8 protein-coding genes and 1 rRNA gene are annotated in these 11955 nt (G+C 58.0%); 5 read left to right on the top strand and 4 right to left on the bottom strand.

The genetic code is table 11. The annotated features are described in order from the left end of the window. The first annotated feature begins 77 nt into the window (after nt 1-77). Nucleotides 78-416: a hypothetical protein gene (locus tag AB4P90_RS01570; protein ID WP_014716366.1), complete on the top strand. Its 339-nt coding sequence runs from the start codon at nt 78-80 to the stop codon at nt 414-416. Between the two features lie 124 nt (nt 417-540). Here the strand turns inward: AB4P90_RS01570 and lapD are convergent, their stop codons facing one another. Together lapD and lapG are read right to left on the bottom strand one after the other, a co-directional pair. Then, on the bottom strand, nt 541-2487 hold the full coding sequence (gene lapD, locus AB4P90_RS01565; RefSeq protein WP_395605590.1) for a cyclic di-GMP receptor LapD: 1947 nt from the start codon (nt 2485-2487) through the stop codon (nt 541-543). A gap of 14 nt (nt 2488-2501) precedes the next feature. Continuing rightward, nucleotides 2502-3125 (bottom strand): cysteine protease LapG, encoded by a 624-nt coding sequence (gene lapG, locus AB4P90_RS01560; protein WP_019819857.1) that lies wholly within the window; start codon nt 3123-3125, stop codon nt 2502-2504. 319 nt (nt 3126-3444) lie between these two features. On the opposite strand from lapG, the gene AB4P90_RS01555 reads away from it, so the two are divergent. The 4 genes from AB4P90_RS01555 (at nt 3445) to AB4P90_RS01540 (ending at nt 9609) form a co-directional block, all read left to right on the top strand. Further along, nucleotides 3445-4155 (top strand): GntR family transcriptional regulator, encoded by a 711-nt coding sequence (locus AB4P90_RS01555; RefSeq protein WP_014716363.1) that lies wholly within the window; start codon nt 3445-3447, stop codon nt 4153-4155. A 377-nt stretch (nt 4156-4532) separates the two neighbouring features. After that, nucleotides 4533-5291 (top strand): DUF3050 domain-containing protein, encoded by a 759-nt coding sequence (locus AB4P90_RS01550; RefSeq protein ID WP_060766969.1) that lies wholly within the window; start codon nt 4533-4535, stop codon nt 5289-5291. Then, entirely contained in the window at nt 5288-6235 is a 948-nt protein-coding gene (locus AB4P90_RS01545; RefSeq protein WP_395605589.1) for a diiron oxygenase, read from the top strand. Before AB4P90_RS01550 ends, AB4P90_RS01545 begins: the two co-directional genes overlap by 4 nt. Continuing rightward, the gene (locus tag AB4P90_RS01540; RefSeq protein ID WP_395605588.1) at nt 6232-9609 is read left to right on the top strand and encodes an amino acid adenylation domain-containing protein; all 3378 of its coding nucleotides are present in this window, start codon (nt 6232-6234) and stop codon (nt 9607-9609) included. The genes AB4P90_RS01545 and AB4P90_RS01540 overlap by 4 nt, the downstream gene beginning before the upstream one ends. Before the next feature lie 63 nt (nt 9610-9672). Here the strand turns inward: AB4P90_RS01540 and AB4P90_RS01535 are convergent, their stop codons facing one another. Together AB4P90_RS01535 and rrf are read right to left on the bottom strand one after the other, a co-directional pair. Further along, nucleotides 9673-11553, bottom strand: coding sequence for a methyl-accepting chemotaxis protein (locus AB4P90_RS01535; RefSeq protein ID WP_014716359.1), 1881 nt, complete (start codon nt 11551-11553; stop codon nt 9673-9675). Between the two features lie 273 nt (nt 11554-11826). Next, nucleotides 11827-11942: ribosomal RNA gene (gene rrf, locus AB4P90_RS01530) — 5S ribosomal RNA — on the bottom strand. Nucleotides 11943-11955 lie beyond the last annotated feature (13 nt).

The raw sequence follows: 11955 nt of genomic DNA, 5'->3' as shown, positions 1-11955 counted from the left end.
CATCGCATACTCACGCCCATACACGCAGCGTTGACCTATGCTGTTGAACGCCTGTGGCGCATTTTCGAGGGGTTGTTATGTTTTACGTGCAACGTGATGCACAGGGCGCACTGGTTCGCGTAGAGGCTATCGCCTTTACCGAATCCACTGAAACCCTGCCGGCCGATCACCATGAGATCCAGGCCTGGTACGCCAACGAAGTGGTGGAAACCAGCCTGGCCCAGCTCAAGCAGAGCGACTTGGAGATGATCCGGGTGCTGGATGACTTGATCCAGGTGCTGACCCGCAAAGGGGTGATCAGCGTGACCGACCTGCCGCCGGCAGCCCAGGCCAAGTTGATGGACCGTAACCAGGCGCGGGAAGCGTTGGGTGGGTTGAGCCAGTTGATCGATGATGACGAGAAAGGATTGATTTAATCCAACCGCTCCTACCCCTGTAGGAGCGAGCTTGCTCGCGAAAAAACTGAAATCGTCACGGGGTGTCAGGCTTTGCGCATTATCGTTGGCGATCTTCGCGAGCAAGCTCGCTCCTACAGGTAAATTATTTCCAGGGCGCGGGCTCGCCAAACAGTTGGCCCTGCACTCCGAAAATCCCCATCTCACGAATCACCTTCAGTTCGCCCTCGGTCTCTACACGCTCGGCAATCAGTGGCAGGTCGATGCTATGGGCCGCTCGCTGGATGGCCTCGATAAACAGGCGCTTGTCACTTTCCTGGTCGATGGCGCGAATGTAGCTGCCGTCGATCTTCAGGTACGCCAGGCCCAGGCGCGCCAGGTTGCCGATCATGCTGAACCGCCCACCGAAACGTTGCAGGCTGAGGGAGAAACCCAGCTCGCGCAGGCGCTGGGTCATCTGTTCCAGCACGGGCTGCTCAGGCAGTTGCTCTTCACCGATCTCCAGGGTAAGGCGCGGGCCCAGGTTGCTGTGCTGACGTAGCAGGTCATAGATGCGGTTCAGAGCCTGGGGGTCCTGCAGGGTCGCGGCCGAGAGGTTCAGCGCCAGGTTCTCGGTGTGGCTGCTCATCTGCTTGAGCACCTGCTCCAGCATCAGGCGGTCCAGGCGGGCCGACCAACCGAAGCGCTCAAGCCACGGCAGGAAGCGCCCGGCCGGTATGGGGTGGCCGTCCTCGCCCTGCAAGCGCGACAGCACTTTGTAATGCAGGACCAACTGCGGGTCCTGGCTGGCCACCACCGGCTGGAAATACAGCTGGAAGCGCTGCTGGGTCAGGGCCTGGTCCAACAAGGTGTGCCAGGCATGGTGATCGTCTCCCACGCTGGCGGCGGCGCTGCGGTCCAGGCACACCCAGCTGGTGTCGCCCTGCGCTTGGGCCTGGGCCAGGGCCTGATCGGCCAGGGTCAACAAGGCTTGGGGCGCGTCGCCATGGCTGAACGGCGCCAGGCCGATATAGGCGACCGGCGTAACGTCACTGGCGCCCGTCGCTTGCAGACTGAGCAAGGTGCTTTCCAGGTTTTGCGCCAGTTGCACCGCTTCTTCACGCATCAACCCCGGCGCCAGCACCGCGAACTCGCCACCGCGGATACGGGTAACGAGGTTATGGGTTTCCGGATACGGCGCGCACTGGCGCAGCAGTTGTTCGCCAACCGCTTGCAGCAACTGGTCGGTGCGCTGGCCACCCAGGCGCTGGTTGAGGCCGGCCAGGTCCTTGACCCGCAGCAACAGCAGGTAGCCGGAGTTGGTCTCTTCCGGGTTACTGACGCGGGCGTTGAGCTGCATCTCGAAATAACGGCGGTTGGCGAGGCCGGTGAGGTTGTCCTGATAGGATTCGGTGCGCAGTTTTTCGCTACGCTCGGCCTGTTCCTGGAACAGCGCCTTGAGCTTTTCCACCATCTGGTTCATGGCCTGTACCACGCGCCGCAGCTCTGGCGTGCGGGGCAAGTCAGGCAGGCTGAGGAACTCGCGGCGGGCAATGGCGTGGGACTGTTTGACCATATAGTCCAACGGCTTCAATTGCCGGCGCAGCAACAGCCCACCGAGCACCACGCTGACCGCGCCGCACAGCAGCAACCAGCCCAGGCTACCCAGGGCGCTTTGCCAGAGCTTGGCCAGGGCGAACATCGGATGGCTGACCACTTCTACCCGTGCGGCCTGTTCCCAGCCACGGCTGACCAGCGCATCACCACCGGCCGGCTCCAGGCCGATCAGGTTGACGAACCAGTTGGGCACGCCGTTGTTGTCAGGAATACCGCTGCGCTCGACGATGGTTTTGTCGGTGGCCAGGTCCACGACGCGGATGCTGGCGTAGTAACCGCTGTCGAAGATCGAGCTGACCAGCAGCTCCACCATGGCCGGGTCATCGATATTCGGGGTCAGCGACAGCGCCAACGCCGTTGCGGCATCCTGGGCGTGGGAGCGCAGTTGGTTGACGTATTGGGTGCGCGAGCTTTCCAGGCTGACCATGAAGCTGCCGCTGAAGGCGACCACCAGGAACAGACAGATTGCAATCAATAGCTGTTTGAACAGAGACATCCGATCAGTTACTCCTAGTTGGCAGGCTCGGCTGGGAAGCCTTCCGCACGCATTTTTCTCAACACATCCTGCCAGCGCGACAAGCGTTTGGTATCACCGACTTTCTTGTTGCCCTTGGCACCGGGCAAGTACAGCCCCTCGGCGTTGAATGAGTACACCGGGACTAGATCGGTGCGACGGGTGGCCGGCAGGATCTCATCCATCAGGCTGTCGAGCACCAGTGGGACAGCGTCTGGGGTCGAATAATAGGTCAGGACCATGTGCGCCCGATTCTGCCGCAAGGCCTTGACGTAGGTAATGCGCAATTTGTCGCTGGACACCCCCAGGTGACGCAAACTGAAATACTTTGCGATGGCGTAGTCTTCGCAGTCACCGGCGCCTTTCCAGAGTGCTTCGACGGGTGTCTCCCAATAATCGACAACGTGCCAGAGATCGATGTCTTCCACGTAGGTCATTTGCTTGTTGAAGAACAAATTGACGACCTTGAGCTGGTCCTGCTCGCTGACCTGTTTTTCGCTCGCCAATAGCCGCTGCCAGGCGTCGATACGCTGCTGGCCTTGCCCCAACGGGCCGTAGACGGCGGTGGCCTTGCGGCTGATCTGCGAGAAATCCCAATCGGCACGCAGCCCGCCGAGCATCAGGCCAGCCAGTAAAATTGCTGATAAAAGCCAGCAAAGCAGTCGATAGGGAATAAAACTTACCGCCAAAGTGTTCAGTCCATGAAAGAGACGGAATTTCAAGGAATGGTGAAGCCTGGCCCTACAAAAAACAATGGCACAGTGCAATCATCACAGTAGGCGGTGATTTTATAACCGCCTCCTGTGAGAGACACAAAGTATGCTGTGTAAGCCCTTACAAACGGAAACTCTGGCTGTTTGACAAGCGCCTGGCCCATCTTTAGTGTTCTTTGGATCCAATTAGCCAACCTATTATTCAAGAAAGGAGGATAGCGCAACCGTGACGCAGAAGCCGAACCCATTAAGCAGCATCAAAATCAGCGGGCCTATTCCCGCCCATCTTGCGCGCTCCGTTATTGAAGAAACCTTGCGTAATGCCATCCTCGATGGGCGATTGCCCTGTGGCACCGCCATGCGCCAGCAAGAACTGGCCAGCCTGTTCGGCGTCAGCCGCATGCCCGTGCGTGAAGCTTTGCGCCAGCTGGAGGCGCAATCCTTGCTGCATGTGGTGACTCACAAGGGTGCCGTCGTTGCCCCCTTGATCGAGGACAATTCGGCAGAGACCTATGCCTTGCGCATGTTGCTGGAGTCCGAAGCCTTGCGCCTGTCGATTCCGCTGCTCACCGACGCGGACCTTGCTCAAGCCGAGGCTTGTATCAATTCGCTGGAAAGCGAAAAAGACTACACCGAGATTGGTCGCCTCAATCGCCTGTTTCACATGGTGCTATATGGCAAGGCGCCCAACCAGCGACTGCTCACCCTGGTCGAGCACGGGTTGAATGAGGAGGAACGCTTCCTGCGCTTCAACCTTGAGGCGATGGGGCTGGGCGAGACCTCCCAGGAAGATCACCGCGAACTGCTGAGCCTGGTGGCGCAGAAGAAGGTCGAGGAGAGCATCCTGACGTTACGTAACCATTTGATGCGAGGCATGGAGGTGATCGCCACCTACCTCAGCAGCCTTGAGAGCGCCGACAAAAAAGCCGTGCAGTAAGTTTTTTTGCTTTTGCCCTTAATCCTCAGGTGATGGAGCAGCTTCCCTATCAGGGTTGTTGCTCCATCAGAAATATTTAAAAAACAACTAAAGAACGATTAACGCCGACTTAGTGCACGGAAAAATCTCACCTATAGCCGGGCAATTTACCGCACATATAAACATCGGCAAAGTCCTTTAATACATTTGCATACCGGTTCAAACATTCAATCAGCTTATTATCTTCGCTCAGCAAGCCACGCCTTCCCATACCGCTGCGGCCGCCTATTTAAATGGTAGCGCCGTGCGCGTGAACGCGATCAAGTTACTCTTGCACCCACAACTATAACAGTCCAACACTGCTTTTAAAGCACTCGCAACAACTATAGGCGTCAACCATGCATCACTATTTACTTGAGCAAAAAAAACAAAAATTGTTCGACCACCCGTTATTTATAGAAATAACCACCGTGGGAAAGTTACAACACTTTATGGAACACCATGTATTTGCGGTCTGGGACTTCATGAGCCTGACCAAACGCCTGCAACAGGACCTCACGTGCACGCAGTTACCCTGGCTCCCCTGCGCTGCCCCCCGCGCTGCCCGCCTGATCAATGAAATCGTGCTGGCTGAAGAGTCTGACGAACACCCGACACGGGGCTATTGCAGCCACTTCGAGCTGTACCTTGACGCGATGACGGAAGTGGGCGCCAGCACCGTCGCAATCACTCGCTTCATCGACCTGCAAAGCCAGGGAGTGGAGGTAAGCGCAGCCTTGCAAATGAGCGATGCTCCCCTGGGCGTGGCCCGCTTCGTCGACAGCACCTTACAAATCGCCTTGAGCGCCCCGACCCACTGTGTGGCGGCGGCGTTCCTGCATGGCCGCGAGAGTGTGATTCCGTCAATGTTCAAGGGGCTTTTGCATAGCCATGCTTTCATAGGTCGGCAGGCCCCTACGTTATGTTACTACCTCAACCGCCATATCGAATTGGACGGCGATGACCACGGCCCTGCGGCGCAACAGTTGCTAACGCACCTGATCGACGCCGACCCCAGTCGTCAGCAACAAGCCGATAGCGCCGCCCTGGGCGCCGTGGAAAGTCGTATTACCCTCTGGGACGACGTGCTGGCCTCGATGCAAGAGGTACGTCCGTGAACGCCGTCAGCTACCAATCCTTTGCCGATGACTGGGAACGTCGCGCAACCATCCGCACACGCCCCCGGCGGATGTTGGAAGACGACGACAAACTCATCTTCCCCCTGTGCCGCCAGCCTCTGGTGCTGAGTGCAACCTTTCTCAAGCACTGCCCGCAATGGCGCGACTTCGTGCTGGTGCAAAGCTTCTACAAATTCATCAATGACGTGGTGATTTTCGAAAACGAGATCGTCGACAAAACCGCGCGCAGCATTGCTAAAAATCGCTTCTCCCTGCCCTTCCCGCTCGCCTGCCGTTACGACGCGATGACGGTCGTTGTCGACGAGGATTACCACGCGCTGGTAGCCCTGGATTTCCTTCAGCAAGCCGTGGCAATGACCGGGATTCAACCGCTCGATCTACCCGGGCAAATTGAACTGAGCCGCGCGCTTCCGGCAGCCCAGGCGCAGGTACCGACATATTTGCACGATGCCGTTGAGCTGATCGGCGTCGCCATCGCCGAGAACACCGTCACCCATGACGTCGCAGCGTTTTCCAAAGACGCCAGCGTCAAATCCTCTGTCCGCGGCCTGATGGCCGATCATCTGTTTGATGAAGGGCGGCATGCGCGGTTCTGGACACAGTTGGTGCGCCTCTACTGGCAGTCGGCAAGCCCGCAAGATCGCGACCACATTGCTCAAGCCCTGCCCGTATTCCTGACGCACTACCTGACCAACGAGCTACAAAAAGACTTCGATCTGCAACTGATCGAACACTTGACGATCAGTGCCCACACTCGCGTGGCACTGCGCGACGAAATCCGGGCGCTGGATTTTCCCATCACCCACCAACATCCGCTGGTGTCCAATATCATGGGCTTTCTGCACCACAGCGGCGTACTGCAAACCCCCAGCGTGGCACGAGCCCTGCGCGACTATCTGCCCGTATCGATGAGGTTGGCATGAGGCGCTTGCAGATCGAGTGGCGTGGTACCACTAACGCTCTGGCGGCGCTCAAGCAGGAGCTGGAGCAGTATGGGCATGTGGCAGGAGCGGGGTCTGTGGATCTGGTTATTGAAGACGGGAGTCAGCCGCTGCCGCCCTCGCCCGCCAGTGCGCCATGGTTAAGCTTGCGCGTGGGTATCGGCCCGCTCTGCGAACACGGGCTGCCCTCATTGCAGTTGCGCTGCTATGACCGGGAGCGGCGCCTGCTGACGGTGCACGACGTTGCCCAGGAACCCAGCGGCAATGGGCAGCGGTTGCGTCAGCAGGCAACGAATGCAGTGGTGGAGTGGGCTGCTTTGTTGGTCTGCGGTTTTTCAAGAGACCCCGCCTACTTCTCGGCAACGGCCGCTGCTAACGCCTGGCCTGAACAGGGCCTGCAGGAGTTGGATGCCTTGGCTTTCATGCACCGATTCAACCACACGGCGGACCCTGCCTTGTTGCAAGCGGCCCGAACGCCCATGATCGAACGGCTGCAGGCCAGCCTCAATACCTTCGCACATCGAACAGTGCTGAACATCGCCGGTCATGCGCTGACTTATCGGCAGCTCCAGCAACAAGCCATGGCTATTCAACAACGCCTGCTTCCCTTGCTGGAGGATGCCGAGGCTCCACAAGTGGTCGGCGTATGCCTGGAGAAATCCGCCGAGTTGTACGCCAGCATTCTCGCGGTGCTTGGCTGTGGCGCCGTGTATTTGCCGCTGGTGCCTGACCACCCGGAGCAACGCCAGCACTGCATGCTGACCAGCCTCAAGGCCTGTGTGCTGCTGGAGAATGGCCAGCACCCATTGCGAGAGCGTTTCGTTTCACTTGATGTGAGCCAGGTTGCCGCGCACAGCGCCGACATGACGCAACCGCTGATGCACCGTCATCCCCGTGCCGACGAGCCGTGCGTGGCACTGTTCACCTCGGGTACGACGGGCCAGCCCAAGGGGGTACTGCTGAGCCAATACAACCTGGCGCATTTCACGGCCTGGCTCGTCAGTTGCGTGGCGTTGGATCAACACAGTCGCGTCCTGCAGTTTTCGCCACTGGGCTTCGATTCTTCACTGATCGATATTTTCCCTGCATTGATCGTTGGCGCCGCGTTGATTGTCCCCAGCCCAGACCAACGTCACGACCCTCAGCAACTGGTAGAGCTGATTCGCAAGCAATGCGTCACTCATGGGTTTGTGCCACCGGCACTGCTCAGCATCCTGCCGCTGGATCAGCCATTGGGCATGACTCATTTACTGACCGGAGGTGATTTCTGCGAGCCCTGCGTGATCGAACAACTGGCCGGTCAATGCCAGCTGCATAACCTCTATGGGCCGACCGAGGCCACTGTGTTGGCGACCCATCGGGTATTCCAACGAGGTGACAGCCATCGCAATATCGGCCTCCCCATCGCTAACAGCCAGGTGCTGATTCTCGACGAGAACCTGCAGCCCGTGGATGAACAGGTAATGGGCGACTTGTACATTGTCGGTCCCGGAGTAAGCCTGGGTTATTCAAATACACCATCGCGGCCCGACAATCCGTTCGTGGCGCTGACACTGCCAAATGGCCAAGTGCTACAGGCTTATCGCAGCGGCGACTTGGCAAAATGGACGCAAGAGGGCATCGAGCTGGGCGGCCGCAGGGATGAGCAAGTCAAGATCCGCGGGTTTCGAGTTCAGCCTCAGGATATTGAACAGTGCTTGCGCGATAGTCGCTTGTTTCGCCAAGTGGCAGTGGTGATCGATACGGCACACAGAGTCATCGGCTTTGCCGCCCAGCCGGAATCTGGCGCTACGCTGGCAAGCCTGAAGGAACATGCTCGGCAGTGGTTGCCCGTGCATATGCAGCCCAGCGCTTGGAGCGAACTGGCATGCATGCCCCGTTCGAATAACGGCAAGATCGATCGCAAGGCCTTGTTGGCCATGCCAATACCCATACCCAACGGGAGGGATCGCTGTCGCATACAAGACCCTTTGCAGGCACAACTGGCTGACGTGTGGGGTGAGCTGCTGGGATTACCCGCAGGCGAACTCTCGATTGATGAGAGTTTTTTCAACCTCGGTGGCCACTCCATCCTGTTGTCGACTCTGTTGCTACGCCTGCGCGAGCAGTTTGGCCGCAGCTTCTGCCTGAGCCCCTTTTTTGAGACGCCGACCATTCGCACATTGGCCGCACTCATGGATGGCGGCACGCTGCCGGATAAACCGTCCAACCAGATGGAGCAAGATGCGACGCGCGCACTGAAGGTCGGGGTTCTGCCCGACACCCTTGCGGGAGATTCGCGCAAAGCCATCGTTACTGGCGCAAACAGCTTTGTCGGGGTGCATATCGTCCAGGCACTGCTGGCTGGCGGGGCGCAGGACGTGGCGTGCCTGGTGCGCGAGTCGCCCGGCCATTCGGCAGCGGCAAGGTTCGCCCAGGCATTGCGTGAATACCGCTTGGAACATCTGGACCTGAGCCGAGTACAGGTATACGCCGCCGATATTCGTAAACCTCGCCTGGGCTTGGCCGACGACGTGTACGAGCACCTCGCCCGTCATTACGGCGTGTTGGTGCATAACGCCGCGCAGGTCAATCATGTGATGGATTACGCCTCACTCGCAAAGGACAACGTCGAGCCGGTGCTGGAATGCCTGCGTCTTTGCGAGACCCATTGCAAGAAGGTCCTCAATTTCATCTCGACGCTCTCAGCCTGCAGCAGCGTAGACGTCGACGGGTACGTGCTTGAAGCGCCTGCCCGACGCGCACTGCCGCTCTATGTGAAAAATGGCTACAACCTCTCCAAGTGGGTAGCCGAGCGGCTATTAGGACGGGCAGTTGAGCAAGGGGCCTGGGTCAATATTCATCGGCCGGGAAATATCAGCTTCAACAGCCAGAACGGCGTTTGCCAGCCACAGAAAAACCGCTTGATGTTGATGCTCAAGGGGTCTCTGCAATTAGGGATGGTCCCCCGACTGGACGCCAATTTCGACCTGATGCCGGTGGACTTCCTGGCGCGTTTCATCGCCTTCCACAGCGCTCACTTTGACCCTGGGCGACATGTGTTCAACCTGCACAACCCGCTGCCCTTGAGTTGGGACCAGTACCTCGACGCCTTCAGCGAGGCTGGGCACGTTTTTGACCGAGTCAGCGTTGAACACTGGCAACGGGCGTTGCGCAACGTAAGTCGCGATAACGCACTGTTCGGGGTGCTGGGCTTTTACCTGGACGGACTGGGCGAAGACATCGGTGATACATCGATGATCCGTTACGACAATGCCCGGTGGGGCTTGGAAAAAATGGGGATGTGCTATCCACCCAAGAGCCAGGCGCTGTTACGCAAAGGCTGCGACTACCTGAGCGCTATCAACTTCCTCTGAATAGCACCCTGGACGTGAGGCCAAGCGATCGGAGCGAGAGGCCTCGCTCCGATGCGGTCAGGATCAGATCTTGAAGCTATCGACCAATTGCTTCAGTCGGCTGGCCTGCTGGGACAGCGCATCGCAGTCCTTGAGCGTCTCGTTGAGGTTGGCCACACCCTGCTGGTTTAGCAAGTTGATCTGGTTGATATCGACGTTGAGGGTTTCAACCACTGCGGTCTGCTCTTCGGTGGCGGCCGCGACGGATTGGTTCATGCCGTCGATCTCAACGATACGTTGCGTCACGCTGACCAGACGCTCACCTGCCTGGTTGGCGACTTCGACACTTTCTTCGCTGGAAGCCTGGCTGGCGTTCATGGTGGTCACAGCTTCACGCGAGCCCACTTGCAGCGAAGTGATCATCTTGTGAATTTCCTCTGCCGACTCCTGGGTACGGTGCGCCAAATTACGCACTTCATCCGCCACCACGGCAAAACCACGCCCGGCTTCACCAGCACGGGCCGCTTCGATCGCCGCGTTGAGGGCGAGCAAGTTGGTTTGTTGGGAAATACCTTTGATCACATCCAGGATGTGCCCGATGTTGTCGGTACTGGCATTAAGGGTCTCGATCTGAGTGCAGGACAGGCTGATCTTCTGCGACAACTCAGACATCGCCTGGATGGTTTGCTCCACCACTTTACGACCATCGTCAGCTTGTTCGCTGGCACCACTGGCGTGCTGGGACGCATCCGCGGCGTTGCGCGCGATTTCCTGGGTGGCAGCCCCTAGTTCGTTGATGGCTGCGGCCACGCTGTTGGTACGCGCGCTCTGTTCGTCAGAACCGATGATCGACGCATTAGATGAAGCCATCACACGCTGGGACAAATCGTGCACCTGGCGCGTTGCCGAAGACACTTCGGAAATCGACGCGTGGATTCGCTCGACGAACTGATTGAATGCGCTGCCGACCTCGCCGAACTCGTCTTTGCTGGTCACGTCCAGACGTCGGGTCAAATCACCTTCGCCTTGGGCAATGTCCTGCATGGCCACGCCCATGGTGGTCAGCGGGCGCAACAGGACTTGAATCAACAGGCTCAGGAGTACCGCAATGGCGACAACGGCAATCAACATCGCAATCAAGGCCGAAGTACGGAACTTGCCCAGCGGGGCATAGGCTTTTTCTTTGTCGATCGAAAGGCCGATGTACCAGTCAGCGCCAGGCAAGCCGCTGATAGGCGTGAAGGAAAGGATGCGATCCTGACCGTTGAGGACAACGTCCTGATTGAGCTTCTCAATGCGCACATGGGTGCCAGGGTAGATGTCCTTGAGGTTCTTCATCACCTGGTCCTGGTCTGGACTGACGATGACCTGGCCATCACCGCTGACCAGGAACGCATGGCCGATACCACCGAAGTCTACTGAGTTGATGATCTTCACCAGTGTCTGCAGGCTCAGGTCACCACCGACAACACCCAATAACTCGCCGTTCTTTTTCACCGGCATGGCAATTGTCACGATCTGACCGCCCACAGCCGCCATATAAGGCGGAGTAAGCATGGTTTTGTCCGCGACTACTGCTTGCTTGTACCAAGGGCGCTGACGAGGGTCATAGTCGTCAGGCATCTTCGCGTCAGGGCGCTGGGTGAATACCCCGTTGGTTTGACCTACATAGGTGAACTGGAAATTGGTGGTGAATGCTGGCTGATCGACCAAACCAGGAAGGTCGGCCGCACTGCCTTGGTGGGCAACGTTCTGCGCCAGATTCTCGAGGACCAGGATGCGACCACTGAGCCAGTTCTGCACACTGCTGGCGGTCAGCTCGCCGGATTGCTGGATGGACGATGTCAGGTTTTGCCTGATGGTACTGCGCTGCAGGTAGTCGTTGTAGAGCGTAAATAGCGCGAAGGCTAAAACCACGACGCCTGACGCGGCCAACAGAATTTTATGACTGAACTTGAGATTCATTTCATCGACTTCTTTTGCCAAAGGGGGGTGAGCGTGCCGAGTGGAACATTCCATGTAACGGGATAGGCGGACTCTGCGGTCGCTCTATTTCGGTGCACGCATGGCTCGTCAGGCTTTCGGCCAAACTTCGACAAATCTTAGAAATTTGTGAGAAGCATCTTCTTTTAGCGTAGGAAACCGACAGGCGGTATGGATAAGGCAGATTCGCTGTGATGGCTACCCTAAACGACAAAACCCCTGTCTGCGTTAGCAGACAGGGGTTTTGGAATTCAATCTTGACGATGACCTACTCTCACATGGGGAAACCCCACACTACCATCGGCGATGCATCGTTTCACTGCTGAGTTCGGGATGGGATCAGGTGGTTCCAATGCTCTATGGTCGTCAAGAAATTCTGTGTAC

Origin of the sequence: Pseudomonas sp. B16120 (genome assembly GCF_044218845.1) — a bacterium.
GTDB classification, from domain to species: Bacteria; Pseudomonadota; Gammaproteobacteria; order Pseudomonadales; family Pseudomonadaceae; genus Aquipseudomonas; species Aquipseudomonas paracarnis.
The sequence above is the reverse complement of the archived record's forward strand: the minus strand, read 5'-3'. Positions and strand labels throughout refer to the sequence as shown.